The organism is Aeromonas sp. PI_26 (genome assembly GCF_027854445.1).
Classification (GTDB): Bacteria; Pseudomonadota; Gammaproteobacteria; order Enterobacterales; family Aeromonadaceae; genus Aeromonas; species Aeromonas veronii.
The window spans coordinates 275,832-291,850 of record NZ_JAJNOE010000001.1; the positions used below are offsets into that span (position 1 = coordinate 275,832).

General features: G+C 59.7%; 17 protein-coding genes. 10 read left to right on the top strand and 7 right to left on the bottom strand.

Features of this window, described 5'->3' with window-relative positions:
* Positions 1 to 64: 64 nt before the first annotated feature.
* The 5 genes from pdhA to LRL22_RS01205 all read left to right on the top strand — a co-directional run bounded on the left by pdhA (position 65) and on the right by LRL22_RS01205 (position 4,043).
* Positions 65 to 1,153 carry a pyruvate dehydrogenase (acetyl-transferring) E1 component subunit alpha gene (gene pdhA / locus LRL22_RS01185; protein WP_064338306.1) on the top strand — a complete coding sequence of 363 codons (1,089 nt, stop codon included), beginning with the start codon at positions 65 to 67 and terminating at the stop codon, positions 1,151 to 1,153.
* Positions 1,146 to 2,132, top strand: coding sequence for an alpha-ketoacid dehydrogenase subunit beta (locus LRL22_RS01190; RefSeq protein WP_021231077.1), 987 nt, complete (start codon positions 1,146 to 1,148; stop codon positions 2,130 to 2,132). The genes pdhA and LRL22_RS01190 overlap by 8 nt, the downstream gene beginning before the upstream one ends.
* A complete protein-coding gene (locus LRL22_RS01195; protein WP_270904520.1) occupies positions 2,129 to 3,229 on the top strand; it encodes a dihydrolipoamide acetyltransferase family protein in 1,101 nt (366 codons plus the stop codon). Before LRL22_RS01190 ends, LRL22_RS01195 begins: the two co-directional genes overlap by 4 nt.
* 208 nt (positions 3,230 to 3,437) lie before the next feature.
* Positions 3,438 to 3,647: a cold-shock protein gene (locus LRL22_RS01200; RefSeq protein WP_005302803.1), complete on the top strand. Its 210-nt coding sequence runs from the start codon at positions 3,438 to 3,440 to the stop codon at positions 3,645 to 3,647.
* Positions 3,648 to 3,737: 90 nt separating this feature from the next.
* Entirely contained in the window at positions 3,738 to 4,043 is a 306-nt protein-coding gene (locus tag LRL22_RS01205; RefSeq protein WP_021231075.1) for a hypothetical protein, read from the top strand.
* On the opposite strand, the gene LRL22_RS01210 is transcribed toward LRL22_RS01205, so the two are convergent.
* A complete protein-coding gene (locus LRL22_RS01210; RefSeq protein ID WP_005334209.1) occupies positions 4,030 to 4,278 on the bottom strand; it encodes a TIGR02647 family protein in 249 nt (82 codons plus the stop codon). The two genes, LRL22_RS01205 and LRL22_RS01210, sit on opposite strands and share 14 nt — an antisense overlap.
* Positions 4,279 to 4,523: 245 nt before the next feature.
* Between LRL22_RS01210 and LRL22_RS01215 the strand changes: the two genes are divergently transcribed.
* Together LRL22_RS01215 and LRL22_RS01220 are read left to right on the top strand one after the other, a co-directional pair.
* Positions 4,524 to 5,072, top strand: coding sequence for a hypothetical protein (locus tag LRL22_RS01215; RefSeq protein ID WP_201951546.1), 549 nt, complete (start codon positions 4,524 to 4,526; stop codon positions 5,070 to 5,072).
* A 159-nt stretch (positions 5,073 to 5,231) separates the two neighbouring features.
* Positions 5,232 to 5,624 (top strand): DUF2750 domain-containing protein, encoded by a 393-nt coding sequence (locus tag LRL22_RS01220; RefSeq protein WP_005334204.1) that lies wholly within the window; start codon positions 5,232 to 5,234, stop codon positions 5,622 to 5,624.
* A gap of 94 nt (positions 5,625 to 5,718) precedes the next feature.
* Here the strand turns inward: LRL22_RS01220 and LRL22_RS01225 are convergent, their stop codons facing one another.
* The 4 genes from LRL22_RS01225 to LRL22_RS01240 all read right to left on the bottom strand — a co-directional run bounded on the left by LRL22_RS01225 (position 5,719) and on the right by LRL22_RS01240 (position 11,872).
* The gene (locus LRL22_RS01225) at positions 5,719 to 7,569 is read right to left on the bottom strand and encodes an extracellular solute-binding protein (RefSeq protein ID WP_201951542.1); all 1,851 of its coding nucleotides are present in this window, start codon (positions 7,567 to 7,569) and stop codon (positions 5,719 to 5,721) included.
* A 128-nt stretch (positions 7,570 to 7,697) separates the two neighbouring features.
* Positions 7,698 to 8,444, bottom strand: a complete 747-nt coding sequence (locus LRL22_RS01230; RefSeq protein ID WP_270904521.1) for a DeoR/GlpR family DNA-binding transcription regulator — start codon at positions 8,442 to 8,444, stop codon at positions 7,698 to 7,700.
* Between the two features lie 94 nt (positions 8,445 to 8,538).
* A complete protein-coding gene (locus LRL22_RS01235) occupies positions 8,539 to 10,971 on the bottom strand; it encodes a formate C-acetyltransferase/glycerol dehydratase family glycyl radical enzyme (RefSeq protein ID WP_270904522.1) in 2,433 nt (810 codons plus the stop codon).
* Positions 10,972 to 10,975: 4 nt separating this feature from the next.
* Positions 10,976 to 11,872 carry a glycyl-radical enzyme activating protein gene (locus tag LRL22_RS01240; protein WP_270904523.1) on the bottom strand — a complete coding sequence of 299 codons (897 nt, stop codon included), beginning with the start codon at positions 11,870 to 11,872 and terminating at the stop codon, positions 10,976 to 10,978.
* Positions 11,873 to 12,000: 128 nt separating this feature from the next.
* Here LRL22_RS01240 and fsa point away from each other — a divergent pair, with 128 nt between their 5' ends.
* Positions 12,001 to 12,654 carry a fructose-6-phosphate aldolase gene (fsa, locus tag LRL22_RS01245; RefSeq protein ID WP_042080204.1) on the top strand — a complete coding sequence of 218 codons (654 nt, stop codon included), beginning with the start codon at positions 12,001 to 12,003 and terminating at the stop codon, positions 12,652 to 12,654.
* Positions 12,655 to 12,786: 132 nt separating this feature from the next.
* Positions 12,787 to 12,966 carry a hypothetical protein gene (locus LRL22_RS01250; protein WP_005359499.1) on the top strand — a complete coding sequence of 60 codons (180 nt, stop codon included), beginning with the start codon at positions 12,787 to 12,789 and terminating at the stop codon, positions 12,964 to 12,966.
* Between the two features lie 18 nt (positions 12,967 to 12,984).
* On the opposite strand, the gene LRL22_RS01255 is transcribed toward LRL22_RS01250, so the two are convergent.
* Positions 12,985 to 14,184 carry an HD-GYP domain-containing protein gene (locus tag LRL22_RS01255; RefSeq protein ID WP_270904524.1) on the bottom strand — a complete coding sequence of 400 codons (1,200 nt, stop codon included), beginning with the start codon at positions 14,182 to 14,184 and terminating at the stop codon, positions 12,985 to 12,987.
* 168 nt (positions 14,185 to 14,352) lie between these two features.
* Between LRL22_RS01255 and rsuA the strand changes: the two genes are divergently transcribed.
* Positions 14,353 to 15,045 carry a 16S rRNA pseudouridine(516) synthase RsuA gene (rsuA, locus tag LRL22_RS01260; RefSeq protein ID WP_021231067.1) on the top strand — a complete coding sequence of 231 codons (693 nt, stop codon included), beginning with the start codon at positions 14,353 to 14,355 and terminating at the stop codon, positions 15,043 to 15,045.
* A gap of 19 nt (positions 15,046 to 15,064) precedes the next feature.
* Here rsuA and LRL22_RS01265 read toward each other — a convergent pair whose 3' ends face one another.
* Positions 15,065 to 15,964 carry a DMT family transporter gene (locus LRL22_RS01265; RefSeq protein ID WP_270904525.1) on the bottom strand — a complete coding sequence of 300 codons (900 nt, stop codon included), beginning with the start codon at positions 15,962 to 15,964 and terminating at the stop codon, positions 15,065 to 15,067.
* Between the last annotated feature and the right edge of the window lie 55 nt (positions 15,965 to 16,019).

Here is a 16,019-nt window from a genome sequence, read left to right on the forward strand (position 1 = left end):
AACAAGGTATTTACATCTAGGTGTCACCAGCATCGGTGACGCTCACAACGGCAAGGAGCCAGTTATGACCCATGTCGACATCCCTTTCCTTCGTTACCTCGATGCGGAAGGGTGCCCGGTCGCCACCTTACCGACCTGGCTGGACAAGGCGATACTGCACACCTTCTACCGCAATATGGTGATGGTGCGCAGCTATGACAAAAAAGCGATTGCGCTGCAACGAACCGGCAAACTCGGTACTTTTCCCTCCCATCTCGGCGCAGAAGCCGTGGGGATTGGCATCGGTCTCGCCATGCAGCCGCAGGATGTCTACGTTCCCTACTATCGGGACATGCCCACCCTCTATGTGCGGGGCGTGCCGATGGAGAAGAACCTGCAATATTGGGGCGGTGACGAGCGGGGCAGTTATTTTCTCAAACCCGATGGGACTCCCTCTGAAGATCTCCCCATCTGCGTTCCCATCGCCACCCAGATCACCCACGCCTGCGGTATTGCCTCGGCTTTCAAACTGCGTAATCAACCGCGGGTTGCCGTGGTCACCATCGGCGACGGCGGCACCTCCAAGGGGGATTTTCTGGAGGGGCTCAACTGCGCCGGTGTCTGGCACCTGCCGATGGTGATCATCGTCAACAACAACCAGTGGGCCATCTCGGTGCCGCGCAAGCTGCAATCGAGCGCCCCAACGCTGGCCCAAAAGGGGATTGGTGCAGGGGTGCGCAGCCTGCAGGTGGATGGCAACGATGTGGTGGCGGTCTACGATGCCGCCCGCAGTGCCGTCGAGCGGGCCCGCAGCGGCAAGGGGCCGACCCTGATAGAAGCGGTCAGTTATCGCCTCGGCGATCACACCACGGCCGACGATGCCACTCGCTATCGAGATGGGGCCGAGGTCGAGGCCGCCTGGGCGAAAGAGCCGGTCAAGCGGCTGCGCCAGTTTATGCATAGCAAAGGCTGGTGGGATGAAGAGCAGGAGCAGAGCCTGCTGGCGGAGGCTACCCGAGAGGTAGAGCAGGCGGTTGCCCGTTATGAGGCGATGGCGCCCCAGCCGCCGGAGGCGATGCTCGATTATCACTACGCCAGCCTGCCCGCCGAACTCTTGCCCCAGCGCGAGCGAGTGATTGCCAAGGGGATGAAGCAGGAGGTGGGCCATGAGTGAGATCAGTTTGCTGGAAGCGGTCAACATGGCCCTTCACTACGAGATGGAGCACGACCCGGATGTGGTGGTGCTGGGCGAGGATGTGGGGGTCAACGGCGGGGTGTTTCGCGCCACCGTGGGGCTGCGCGACAAGTTCGGTTTCAAGCGGGTGATCGACACGCCGCTGGCCGAGGGATTGATCGCCGGGGTGGCGGTCGGCATGGCGACCCAGGGGCTCAAGCCGGTGGCGGAGTTCCAGTTTCAGGGTTTCATCTTCCCCGGGATGGAGCAGATCATCTGTCAGGCGGCGCGGATGCGAAACCGCACCCGTGGCCGCCTCTCCTGTCCTCTCGTCTATCGCTCCCCGTATGGCGCGGGCATTCATTCGCCTGAACACCACAGCGAGAGTGTCGAGGCGCTGTTTGCCCATATTCCGGGGCTGCGGGTTGTGATCCCCTCCAGCCCGAGACGCGCCTATGGCCTGCTGCTCTCGGCCATCCGCGATCCGGATCCCGTGATGTTTTTCGAACCGGACCGCATCTATCGCTCGATGAAATCCGAGGTGGTGGATGACGGTGTCGGCCTGCCGCTGGATGTCTGCTTTACCCTGCGCCCGGGCCGGGATATCACGGTAGTGGCCTGGGGAGCCTGCATTCAGGAGGTGATGCGGGCGGCGAACCTGCTGGCCGAGCAGGATATCCAGTGCGAGGTGCTGGATCTGGCCACCATCAAGCCGCTGGATATGGAGACCATCCTCACCTCGGTGCGCAAGACCGGCCGGTTGCTGGTGGTACACGAGGCGTGTGGCAGCTTCGGGGTCGGGGCCGAGATTGTGGCGCGGGTGACCGAGCAGGCACTTCCCAGCCTCAAGGCGCCACCCAAACGGTTGACCGGGGTGGATGCAGCTGTTCCCTACTATCGCAACGAAGCGTATTACCTCATCACCGAGCAGGATATCGCCGATGCCGCTCACCAGCTGATGGAGAACCAGTGGCTATGAAATTTTTCAAATTACCGGATCTGGGTGAAGGGTTGGCCGAAGCCGAGATTGTCGAGTGGAAGGTGAGTGCCGGTGATACCGTTGCGGTCGATCAGGTGCTCTTGTCGGTGGAAACGGCCAAGGCGCTGGTGGATGTACCCTCTCCGGTAGCCGGGGTGATTGCCCGTCTCTGCGGCGCCGAGGGGGATATCCTCCATATCGGTGCGCCGCTGGTGGAGTTCGAGGGGGGCGAAGATGATGGCACCGTGGTGGGCAAGGTGAGCGCCCATCAGCAACATATCGAGGATCACTTCGTGGTGGGGGCCATTGCCCCGGGGGGATCGCTGGTGCAAGCCATGCCTGTCGTGCGCCTGCTGGCACAAAAATTGGGTCTGGATATCGACCGGATCAAGGGGAGTGGCAGCGGCGGCATGGTGACCGAGCTGGATGTACAGCAGGCATTCGAGTCACAGCAGTGCAGTGGCAACGAATTCCTCAAAGGGTCGCGGCGGGCCATGGCCAAGGCGATGGAGCTCTCTCATCAGACTGTGGTGCCGGTCAGCATCACCGACGAGGTGGATTTGCGTCACTGGCGGCCTGATGAGGATGTGACGGTGCGCCTTATCAAGGCCATTGGCGTGGCGTGCCGCGCCGAGCCCTCGATGAACGCCTGGTTTGATGGCGACACCCTGTCACGGCGTCTGTTCAAAGAGGTCAATGTAGCCATCGCGGTGGATTCAAAGCATGGCCTTTATGTGCCGGTGATGGAGAACGTGGCCGAGCGGGAGGGGGCGGATATCCGGCAGGGGCTGGATCGGATGATCGCCGATGTGAAGGCGCGCGCCGTGCCGCGCGAGATGTTGCAGGGGGCGACCATTACGCTCACCAACTTCGGCGCCATCGCAGGCCGCTATGCCAGCCCCATCGTGACGCCGCCGCAGGTGGCCATCATAGGGGCAGGCAAACTGTTCGAAAAAGTGGTGTTCATCCATGGTGAAGCGCGTCCCGTCAGAGCATTGCCGCTGTCGATGACATTTGACCACAGAGCCTGTACTGGCGGGGAGGCGGCTCGTTTTCTCAGAGCGCTGGTCGAAGCGTTGGAAGCGGCCACCTTATAACGGTTTGTGCCCTGCCGTTGGCAGGGCACAAATTTGTTTGCGTAATCTACAAAGCCACGTATAATCCAAACCAGCTTGAAAGGGCGATAGTTATGTCAATGAATACGATGTTTCACATCTTGTCCTGTTGTTCATAAGTTAATCCCGTTTTTTGAGCTTTACCCGCTGAAAAGCATAAGTAATTATTTTGAATACAGGTTTAAAAGATATGTCTAACATGATCACCGGTACCGTTAAGTTTTTCAACGAAACCAAAGGTTTTGGCTTCATCCAGCAAGAAAACGGCCCGGACGTTTTCGTTCACTTCAGCGCCATTCAAGGTAACGGTTTCCGTACCCTGGCTGAAGGTCAGCGCGTACAGTTCTCTGTGACCCAAGGTCAGAAAGGCCCGCAGGCTGAGAACGTAACCGCTCTGTAATTCTTACAGAATTTAAGAAAGCCGTGGTACCTCTGGTGCCACGGCTTTTTGTTTATATGGCTTCTGCTACTGACTCCCATGTGCTGAATCATGCTGCTATCGCTCCTGCTTGCTGCCACCTTGACTCCGACGTCCGATGCGCCTGTACCGGTTCAATCCGCGATGGAAGCGCAGGTGATCTGCCAGCAGTTTGTCCAGGTCCGAATAGGTGCTGCGCTGCAACCCGATGAGGTAAATGCGCGACTGGTACCTGAAAGGGAGGGGGAGTGGCTGGTGGATGGCAAAGTAAAAGGACCCGAAGGTCCTTTGCTGTTTGCCTGTCATCTTCACCAAGGGGAGCGCTGGGAGCTACTCAACTTTTCGCTCTGGGCACCACAGCCGGTCAAAGCGGTTTGAGTGCGACCAACAGATGTTGCAGGTGTTCAACCATGGTCATGCCAAACGGGGTGAGATAGCCGCCATCTTCTGCGCTGATGAGCCCCTGTTGATGCAGACGGGCTGCCGCCTGGCACAACTCTTCAGACATATCGCTGCGTAATTTAATCCCCAAGCTCATGTTGGCCGGATCAAAGCATGCCAGTATTTTCAAATCGTTCACGAATTCGTTAGAAACCTGGTCGATCCCAATCATGGATTTACTCCTTACGCTAAAGATGTATGCAAACTAGCATCCCCGGATCCACTTTAGTGGGCGCTGGCTCAAATTATTGATCTTTGGCTGGGGGCCGTGTTTCAAATGCTGTTTTTTTCGGCGTAATCAGATGGTTGGCTGACAGCTTCGTCAAGGGCCGAGTCGGACCAAACGTGGTAGGATAGGGCACTTCTTTATATCGGACGGTCTATTGGTGGCTGTTCGCCCTGTTCAAGGTATCGCTCATGGTCAAGATCACTCTGGTATCCCTGCTGCATTCACTTTGTACCCGCTTTCCGGTTTACCCCGCTGCTTCGTTGACGTCCCTGCTGGATGCCCATCAGGGCGAGGTATGGTTGCCTGCACGCAAGGGGGCCGACATTGCACTGTTACGCAAGCATGCCAATGGGGCTCATGAGCTGGCGTCACTCGATGCGGGCTGGTGTGATTTTGCCGCCAGCGACAGCGGTGATACACCCGAGCTGGATGCACTGGCCAACTACGACAGCGAGATGATGGATAACCTGCTGATGTACTGGCACACCGCCGCCAAGATCAACAGCCCGATCACCGATAACCTGTTCGAGCTGCGTCGCGAAGTGGTGGATGAGGCCCACGGGGCCAAACTTGCTGCTGCCTGGGAGCAGCAACAACAGCTGCGTTTTGAGCAGCTGATGGCGATGGCGGCCAATGGCCAGGATCTGCTCTGCTTTGTCGAAGTGGAGTCCGCCTACTGGCTGCGGCAAAAGCTGAGCGAGCAGCCTGATGTGGAGCTGATCACCCCTGCGTTGTAAAAGGGGCAATATGATAGCTGGCGGTCTCGTTATCGAGGAGGCTGCTCTATCCTTATTTGCGTCATTGTCCTCCCCATCCGGTGCCAAGGGGCTGCAAGCTGGACAAGCTGACGACAAGATGTGAACATGGCGCCCTTTATCGAGAGAGAGACTTGGCCAATGAGCTATGAATTGAGCGACACCGAGCGCAATGCCGCGCTGCAACTGAACGCTGACTACCGTTACGATCACTTCATCAGCAAGCTGGTCGAGCATGAAGAGCTGTTCGTCCTGACTGACGAGCATGGCGTCATGATGCTGACCACCGACGATGAGGATTGCATCCCGGTATGGCCGCACCCGGAGTACGCCAAGGCGTGGGCTGAAGGCGAGTGGGCCGATTGCAAGCCGCAGTCCATCACCCTCAAGGTGTGGCTGGAGCGCTGGGTTGACGGTATGGAGCAGGACGAGCTGTGTGTTGCCGTGTTCCCGACTCCGGATCAGGAAGGCATCGTACTGGAGCCGGCTGACGTGGCTGACGCCATTGCCGAGAAGCAGGCCAAACGCGGCTGATCACTGCTCGATTCGCAACACCGGTTGCCAACAAAGACCCCGCCATCTGGCGGGGTCTTTGTTTTAGGTCTGTTTGCCAAATGAGTTGTCGCTATCAGGGCTGGCGATAGGTGGTGTCGATGATGGGCTCGGCCGGGAAGGTTTTGCCGCTCTTGATGGCTGCCCTGGTCTCGGTTTTTAGCTCTTCATCGATCCACAGCAGACCGCCATAGCTGTAACCGCTGTTGTCGCCACCAAGGGGCCAGTAGAGCTGCTCGCTCTTGGGGGTTGCTGGTACTTTTGGCAGTTTGATCCAGCGCCATGCCCCTTCCCGGGTATAGGGCACCTGATAGGCAGGGACGAAGCTCGCCAGCTCATAGAGCCGCTGCTGGATCTGCCGTGACAGGGCCGCCTTTTTGGCAAAGTCGAACTCCTTGTCATACTGCTCCACCAGCGCTGTGATGGCGTCGTCATCGATGTTCATGATGTTGTTGGTCTGGGGTTTGTTAGCGTTGACCTTGTGGAAGAACTCCCAATAGGCGGGATAGCGGCTACCCGCCCAGGCCATCCAGGCGCTCTGGTGCTTTTTCTCCAGCATCGATTTGAAACCGGCCGAGGCATCCATCAGGTTTAGCTCCAGATTAAGCCCCGCCTTCTTGGCCTCTTCCCGCAACAGCGTGAGCCGCTGGGCGTGCTCTGCGGTGGTGTAGGTGATAGCGAGCGTCAGTGACTGCCCCTTGTCGTTTTGCAAAATCCCCTGTGGCCCCACTTTGTTAAAGCCTGCCTTGGCAAAGTATTCCCGTGCTAGTTTGGGATCGAACGGACGGGCCTTGATCTCGCTGTTGGTAAACTCACCCTGACCTGAGCCATAACTGTTGAGTCGCTGGTAATCCCCCCGCAGCAGGGTGGTGAGCATCTTGTCGAGGTTGAGGGCATGCTGGATCCCGAGCCGCACATCGAGATTATTCAGCTGCGGATCGGCGGTGTTGAGATAGAGCCCCATCGGCGATTGCGGAGTCTGGTTGTAGAACCAGGTGCGCGCGATATACCCCTTCTCGAACTCGGCGGTTTTGGTCTTGTCGTGCCACCAGTTAGGCATCACCAGCGGGAAGGTGTCGAGATCGCCGCGCAGGAAGTGCTGCCAGGCGATGTTCAGATCCCTGAGCACCTTGATCTCGATCCGCGCAGGATTGAAGCGATGCTGGAAGTAGCGCTCGTCATCCCCCCACCAGTTTTCAATCCGCTTGAAGGTGACCGATTTACCCTTTTTCACCTGATCGATCTGATAGGGGCCGGTGACCGGCAACACCTTCCAGTTGTACTCCTTAACCCAGTTGGCAGTGAGCTTGATGGCGTGGCTCGGCTCCGGGCTGATGGGCAGTGACTCGAGCAGATCCTGGCGGCTCTTTTCGGTGCCGCTGGTGATGGCCAGAGTGTGATCATCAAACTTGGTTATGTCTGCTATCTGGGTGCTGTAGTAGTTGTTGTACCAGGGGTCGTTGATCTCTTTGCTGCGCATCATCTTGAGGGTAAAGAGCCAGTCATCGGCGGTGACCGGCTGGCCGTCTGACCAGCGTGCTTTGGGATTGATGCGAAAATAGAGGGTCTTGTTGTCGGCGCCGAAGGCCCACTCGTTTGCCAGCATCGGCATTGGGTTGCCGGTAACGGGATGAGTGCTCAGCAGTGGCAGGTTGGTTTCCCGCACGTAACCGGCAAAGCCGCCGTTGGAGTCGGGGCCATATTTGCGCAGGGTCAGGGGGAAGCTGGTCATAAAGGTGCGAAAGGTGCCGCCGCGCTTGGCGGCCGGATCGGCATAGAGAGGATCCTGGTTGTTGCTCTCCCACTTCAAGTCAGCGGGCAGCGTGGCACTCCAGCCAAACGGGCTCCAGCACAGGGCCAGGGTGATGGCGGTGGCGCGAATGATTGGGGAGAGTCGGCGCTCCCCGGCGGTGATGGTCGATGGCATGTCCTTGCTCTCCTGAAAATCTGCTTCCTGCAGATCACACACTGGTGATGTCAGTCCCGATGGGGACTGGCTCATCATGGAAATTTTATCCTGTCAGGTCAATGAAATAGCGTGAATTAGCGGGTGGCCTAGGCCGCAACGCAGTGCAGGGTGATCCCCTTGGCCGCGATGGCTGCCCGCATAGGGGTGGGCAGGGCATCGTCGGTAACCAGCACGTTGATCTGGCCCGGCGCGCCAAGCTGGCTCGGGTGGATGGCGCCAAATTTGCTGCTGTCGGTGATCACCACATTGGTCATCCCCTTGGCCAGCACACTGTTGACCACATCGGCCCGCATCATGTCGCGGCCGGTGAAACCCATCTCGGGATGAAAACCGTCGACCCCGATAAAGGCCTTGGAGAAGTGCACCTGCTCGATGCAGAGGCGCGTGAGCGGCCCCACCACGCTCTCGCTCTGATGCTGGAACAGCCCGCCGAGCAGCACCACTTGAGCCTTGGTGTCTTTGAGCAGATGGGCGATATAGCTGCTGATGGTGATGATGGTGACCCGTTTGTGCAGGGCCAGATGGCGCGCCAGCATGGCGTTGGCGCTGCCCCCTTCGATAAAGACCGTCTCGCCATCCTCTACCAGCTGGGCGGCACGCTCGGCGAGGCGCTCCTTGAGCAGGTAGTTGATGTTCATCCGGGCATCCGGATCATCGGTCTCCAGCGCCATGGCCGAGCCGTGTACCCGTCTGAGCAGCCCCTGTTTCTCCAGCGCGGTGAGGTCGTTGCGCACCGTCACCTCAGACACGCCTGTGTGTCGGGAGAGTTCACTCACGCTCATCTTGCGAGCCTGATGGACCAGAGTGAGGATCAGTTGGTGGCGTGGATTCATGGTGCGCTCACATGCAAGGTGGTGGATAGCGGCAAGCCACCCGAGGGTGGCTTGCCAATCATATGACGTCTCAGGCGCCATGGGGAGCGCCCCGTCAGAGACTGTGCTCGGTGCGGGCGATGATATCATCTTGCGCATCCGGGGATAAGGCGGTGAAGAAGGCCGAATAGCCCGCCACCCGCACTACCAGATCCCGGTACTGATCGGGATGGGCCTTGGCCGCCAGCAGGGTTTCCCGCGAGACGATGTTGTACTGCACGTGCCACCCCTTGTGCACCTCGAAGAAGGTGCGCAGCAGGCTCATCAGCTTGGCCTTGTCCCGCTCGTTCTCAAGGCTCGCCGGACTCAGCTTCTGGTTGAGTAGCACCCCGCCGAGGATGGCCGCCGTGGGCAGCTTGCCGATGGAGTTGAACACCGCCGTCGGGCCGAGACGATCCGAACCCGACGAGGGGCTGGCCCCTTCCGCCAGCGGCGTGCGGGCATGGCGACCATCCGGGGTGGCCATGGTGGCGGCACCGAAGGGCACGTTGGCGGAGATGGAGGAGGTGCCGGCATAGTAGGTACCGCCGATGGGGCCGCGGCCGAAGCGGGTGTTGTGCAGTCCCTTGAGCTCGTCGATGTAGCTCCGGTAGGCCTGTACCAGCAGCATGTCTACCTCGTCCAGATCGTTGCCATATTTGGGGGCTGCATTGGTGAGGCGCTGGCGCAATTGCTCCCCTGCCAGCCCGGTAAAGTCTTGCTCCAGGGCGGCAGCCAGCTCTTGCTGCTCCACCACGCCCTGCTCGAACACCAGTTTCTTCAGGGCCGCCAGGCTGTTACCAAGGTTGGCGATCCCCACCTGCAGACCTGAGACCCAGTCATAGACGGCGCCCCCCTCCTTGATGGTCTTGCCGCGCTCTATGCAGTCATCCACCAGAGTGCTGCAGAGGATGTCATGGGCTTGAGCCTCCAGCACGCTGTCGACCACGCAGTCGATCTCGATGGATTTGCGGGTGAAGTAGCGCACCTGCTCATCCCAGCGGGCCATCACCTCGTCAAAGTTGCCAAAGCTCCCGTCTCGCAGCGACTGAGGCTGGGGCAGGAATACCTTGTCGGTGGTGGCATCGCGGCCGCCATCCAGTGCCGCCAGCAGGATGCGGGCGAAGTTGATAAAGCTCATGCCGGTGCAGCGGTAGCCCCACTTGCCGGGCACGGCGGTCTCGATGCAACCGATGGCGGCGTAGTGGTGGGCATCCTCCACGCTCACCCCGAGCTTGATGAACTCGGGGATCACCACCTCGTCGTTGTTGAAGGCGGGCATGCCAAAGCCGCAGCGGATCACCTGAATGCAGGCGTCGAGGAAATCCTCGCTCATCCCGGCATGGTAGCGCACCGAGAGGTTGGGCTGGGTGGATCTCAGCTGGCCGCAGGACTCCAGAATCGCGTAGGAGAGGCCATTGACCGCGTCATGGGCTGCACCATCCCGCCAGTTCTGGCCGCCGATGGTGATGTTTTGATAGAGCGGGCTGCCGGCGGAGGCCTTGGAGTGGGTGCCGGAGCGGATCTTGTTCACCTCCAGCAACTTGAGCCAGCACCCTTGCAGCAGCTCGATGGCGCGGGGGCGTGACAGGGATTCCGACAGCTCTACTTCGCGGCGATACCAGGGGTAGAGGTACTGATCCATCCGGCCAAACGACACCGAGTGACCGTTGGATTCGATCTGCAGGATGAGCTGGATAAAGTAGCAGAGCTGCAGCGCCTGCCAGAAGGTCTCGGGGGACTGGTGGGCGATGTGGGCGCAGTTGAGCGCTATGGTCTCAAGCTCGTTTCGGCGCTCGGGGCGAGATTCTTGTGCTGCCATATCATGGGCAAGTGCGGCGTAGCGCGAGATATGAGTGCTGACCGCATCCAGAGTGATGGCGACGGCGTGCAGGAACTGCTCGCGCTGCAGATCGGCCCAATCCGCCAAATCCAGCCGACTGCGCCGCTCGGCCACCTTGGCCTTGAAGCCATCGAGACCCAGAGTGAGCAGCTGCTCATAGTTGACCGCGAGGTGGGCATCCCCCGAGGTCATGTTGCCCTCGGCCTTGATGATGCCGCTCTCCAGCAGCGCTTTCTGCTCGTCGGTAAAGAGGCCGAAGCAGCGATCCTGCACCGTCTGGCCGCGCCAGAAGGGGGTGAAGGCGTGGATGATCGCCTTGTCGGTTTCGCTGACTGCAAAACCGGCGCCGGGACGGTCTGCCAGCTCGTCGATCTCCTTCTCAATCCAGCTCACGGTGTATTCGGGAAAGAGCGGGGCCGCCCGTACCTGACTGGCCTGATTGCCGACGATCAGCTCGTCGTGCTTGATCCAGATGGTGCGCTCCTTGAGGTGATGGGCCAACGCCAGAGCGCGGCGCACCGGCAGCGGCCGGGCGAGATGAGCCTGATAGGCCTCTGTGTAGTGGCGGGCACGCTCGGTGCAGACCGGTGGCTGAACGATGTGGATCAGGCTCTCTTTGTGGGCGCGGATCCGCGGGCTGAGGGTATTGAGGTCGAGCTGGGTCATGATCTTATCCTCTGGTCACAGGGGTCAGCCCCTGACGTTGGGCGTATGCATGGGCAAAGTGGAGTAAATCGGGATCGTCGAGCGGTGTGTCCGGCGCCTGATAGAGCAGATCCAGCAGGGCATATTTGCCCACGCCTAAGGTGTGGTAGGGGAGGAAGTGGATCTCCTGCACCGTGCCGAGGCTGGCGGCGGTGTCGGTGATGGCGCTGATCGATGCGCGGTCGGCATTGAAGCCGGGAATGAGCGGCACCCGGATCTGCATCGGCACGCCGTGCTCGGCGAGGCGTTTGAGGTTCGCGATGGGTAGCTCCACCTTGCCGCGGGTCCAGAGGAAGAATCGTTCTTTATCCACGTGTTTGAGATCTGCCAGCAGCAGATCCAGTGAGGGGAGGCTTGGCTCAATCTGGTGCCAGGGCACATGGAGGCAGCTCTCGACTGCGGTGTGCAGCCCTTCGGCCTTGCAGCGGGCCAGCAGGTTGGCAGCAAATTCGGGCTGCATAAACGGCTCGCCGCCGGAGAGGGTGACGCCACCGCCGCTGCGCTCGAAGAAGGGACGATCCCGCAAGATGGTGTCCATCAGGGTGTCCAGGGTTTCATCGCGGCCGCACACCTGCAGCGCTTCGCTGGGGCAGAGGCCGCGCAGCCGTTCCATATCGTCGGCCTTGAGGGCAGAGCGGCTGAGCTGGATGCCCTCGCTGTCACGCAAGATTGCCGGACAAGCCTGGCTGCAGAGCTGGCATCCCTCGATGCACTGGCGCCGGTCGAGTAGTATGTCCGGCTTGGGAGAGCGGCTTTCCGGGTTTTGACACCACAGACAGGCCAGCGAGCACCCCTTGAGAAACACCAGGGTGCGAATGCCGGGGCCATCGTGAGTTGAATATCGTTGCAGGTCGAAAATCATACCGCCTCCTTTTGTATTTACATTCTATTTGCTTTCGTTCGAAAGTTGATTTGATTTTGATCAACTAAATTGCGGATGTTATCTGGCTAAAATGGTGACAGATTGAACATCCCGTTAAGGAGTTAGAGATGGAGCTGTATCTCGATACCGCCGATGTGGCGGCAGTGCGTCGCTGGTCACGGATCCTGCCGTTGGCCGGTGTCACCACCAATCCTTCCATTACCGCCGCCGGGGGATTGCCGCTCTGTGAGCTGCTGCCCGCCCTGCGCGACGTGCTGGGGCCCAAGGCGCGCCTGTTTGCCCAGGTGATGGCCAAAACCGAAACCGAGATGGTGCGCGAGGCATTCGCCCTGCGTGAACTGGACCCGGATCTGGTGATCAAGATCCCGGTGTGCGCAGAGGGGCTGGCTGCCATCAAGAGCCTGACCGCCAACGGTGTGCCGACTTTGGGCACCGCTGTCTATACCCCGCTGCAGGGTTGGCTGGCGGCGGTGGCGGGGGCGGAATATGTCGCGCCCTACGTTAACCGGCTGGATGCCCAAGGTGGTGATGGCATCGCCACCGTGCAGGAGTTGCAACAGCTGCTTGCGCTGCACGCACCGAACAGCAAAGTGCTGGCGGCGTCATTCCGCACTCCCCGTCAGGCGCTCGACTGCCTGCTGGCCGGTTGCCAATCCATCACCTTGCCGCTCGATGTGGCGGAGCAGTTGCTGAATGTGCCTGCGGTGGATGCGGCATTGGCGAAGTTTGATCAGGATTGGCAGCGCGCCTTCGGTCGCTGATCCCGGTGACAAGCTGATTGCCGTGATTGAGAGGGGGAGGGTGAAGAAGCGCAGGTGATGGGGATTGAGCGACTAGACTGGAAAGAGGTGGCTACATTCGCGGGCCGCCTTGCAGTCTACCGGAGGTATCCCATGAGCGACCATCTGCTACTCCCCCATGGTGAAGATTTGCGTCGTGCGGTGCTTTGGCTCAGTGAGCACCACCAGCACGATATCTCTGCCATTGAAGAGGCCAGCCTGCGTTTTGATCTCTCGCCGCTGGATGAGGAGTTTCTGATCCGGCACTGGCTCGACAGCCAGCGCCAATCATGAATATCTGAGGTGAGAGATTTAGAAGAAGTTGGCGAGGTTGATGCCAAACTCTTTGGGGTCGACCGTGTTTTCGATGCTCTCCTGCACCCCTGACTTGGCCAGATCCAGCCACTGTACGTCGAGGTAGTGACGCTGGGTGGCGTGATAGATCACCTTGACCACCGGCTTGAGAGGCTGCTGCTCGTTGCGCTGCATCACGATAGCTAGGCGCTGGTTTGAGAGCTGTACTAGGGTTCCCACCGGATAGACTCCCATGCACTTGATGAACTTGGTAACCAGTTCACCATCGAAGTGCTGATTGATCCCCTTGAGCAGAATGCGGAAGGCCTGGGTCGGCTGCATACCCGCTTTGTAGACCCGATCTGCAGTGATGGCATCATAGACATCGACGATGCCGCTCATCCGGGTATAGAGAGAGAGCTGCTCTCCCTTGAGTCGCTGCGGGTAGCCGGAGCCATCGAGCCGCTCGTGGTGGTTGGCGGCCACTTCCAGCATGGTGGGGGTGATGCCAGGGGTATTGCTGAGGATCTCGTAACTGTGCACCACATGCTGACGCATGATGGCGAACTCCTCATCGGTCAGTTTGCCCGGTTTGTGGAGCACCTCGTCCGGGGTCATGATCTTGCCCACGTCGTGCAGCAGGCCACCTAGGGTCAGCTCCTTGAGCACGCTGCGCTCAAGTCCCAGATAGCGGCCGAAGTTGGCCAGCAGAATGGCCACGTTCATGGAGTGTTCCATCAGGTAGGCATCCTTGGCGCGAATACGGGCCAGACAGAGCATGGCATCGCCGTGGGTGAACATGGTGTCCACCATCTCTTCGGCAACTTCGGCCAGCGGGGTGATGTCGATGGGCTCACCCGCTTTGAGGTGGCGAATGAACTTGCCTTGCAGCTCGCGCGCTTCATGATAGAGGCGTCGGATTTTAAGCTCCCGTCCTTCGCCGTTGGCACTGGCCCGGCGCCCTACCTGGGCGCTGTTGGCATTGAGATCGGGGAAGGTAACGGCGTCACTCTCGGCACTGCCCAGCTTGCTGCGGGCCAGATCGATGCGTACCGTGAGCACCCCCTGACGCACCAGATTGGCAATTTGCGCCACGCTGGTCACCAAGCCCATCTGGGCGATCTCCATCCCACCTGTCTGGCTGGCGATAGCAATGACGTACATGCCGGGTTTCAGCTGGTTGACGGGAATGACGGGATAGGATGCTTGAGATTTCATGAGGGCTTCCTGACTCTTATTATTATGAGTATCGTTCGGATGGGTCACACCGGAGAAGTGTAACATCGGATGACCAGTTCGTCATAATTGGCAACCCCTTAACAGTGGCGTTGTCGCCCCCGCCCGATATAATGACGCCCCTTTACTTGTTGGACTCCGAGGTTATGAATGCGGCTTGATAAATTTCTGTGCGATTGTTCCGATTTGACCCGCTCGCTGGCAGGCAAACTGATCCGTCAGGGTGAGGTCATGGTGGATGGCATTGTGGTCAAGCAGCCCGCCTTTCATATCAATGAGCAGAGCCAGATCGAGTTTGACGGCGTGCTGCTGACGCTGGAGCAGCGCAACCGCTATTTCATGCTGCACAAGCCGGAAGGTTACGTCTGCTCCAACGAGGATCCGGATCACCCGACTGTCTTCTTCCTGATGGATGAACCGGCGATGGGCAAGCTGCACGTAGTGGGTCGCCTCGACCTCGATACCACGGGTCTGGTGCTGGTGACCGATGACGGTCAGTGGTCTCACCGCATCACCTCACCACGTCACGAGTGTGCCAAGACCTATCACGTCTGGCTGGCCGATCCGGTTAGCCCGGATGCGATCGCGCTGTTCGCCGAAGGGGTCTACCTGCGTAACGAGACCGATAAAACCCGTCCTGCCCAGCTGGAAATTCTCGGCGAGTGCGAGGCGCGCCTGACCATTCACGAAGGCAAGTACCATCAGGTCAAGCGGATGTTTGCCTCCATCGGCAACAAGGTCGTTGGCTTGCATCGCGAGCGGGTGGGTGGCCTGACGCTGGACGAAGAGCTGGCCCCTGGTGAATACCGCGAGCTGACCGCTGAGGAGATTGCCCTGTTCTGATCTGGGATGGTGCCGGGTGTCAGTGAGTGCTGAAACCCAGCACCAGCGCCGTGCCCAGGGTGGCAATCAGTGCACCCGCCCAGGCGGCAATGGATGGCCGCTCCCCCGAGTGCCACCACAACAGCGGCAGCAGCAGTACCGGCGTGGTAGAGGAGAGAATGGCCACCATGCCCACCTCGCCCTGCCGCAGCGCCATCAGGATCAGCGTCATCCCCAGGCCCATCGCCAGAAAACCGTTGGTGGCAATCATGGCGAGGATATGGCCATTGACCGGTTTTAGCGGCATGGCCAGCGGCAAACGTCCCAGCCGAAGGACACAATGGGCCAGCAGGGCACTGCCCATCCGGATACCCGATGCACTCACCGCATCCACCTCACCACTCATCATCACTGGCTTGGCGATGATGGCTCCCACGCTCTGACACAGTGCCGCCGTCAGGCCAAGGCCAATTCCCAGCGCCAGATTGCCACGGATCTGCTCCCACTCGTTGCTGCTACTGCGTCTGCCAAACAGGATCGCCAGCATTACGCCGGCAAAGACCAGCATGGCCCCCAGCAGTCGCCAGCCAGTCAGCTGTTCGTTAAATAGCCAGAGCCCAAGCAGAGCGGAAAACAGCGCATGGCAGGAGAAGAGCAGGGCACTGCGCCTTGGCCCCAGCCGGTTCATGCAGGCAAACAGTGCCGTATCGCCCACGAAGATGCCGACTAGCCCCGAGATGGCGAGCAGGGGCAGGGCGCTTGCGGTGAGGGTTTGCCAGCCACCGGTGAGCAGACTCATGGTGCCGAGCATCAGGCTGACCAGAAACATGCGCCAGCGGCTGTAGGCAAATGCGCCGAGATGACGGGCCGGTTTGACCGAAATTAGCGCTGCAATTGCCCATAAACTGGCCGACGCGAGGGCCAGCCACTCATAACCCATAAAAACTCCTGAAAAAATTAACCCGAAAGACTCCATCTCCCGGGCAAGCCCGATA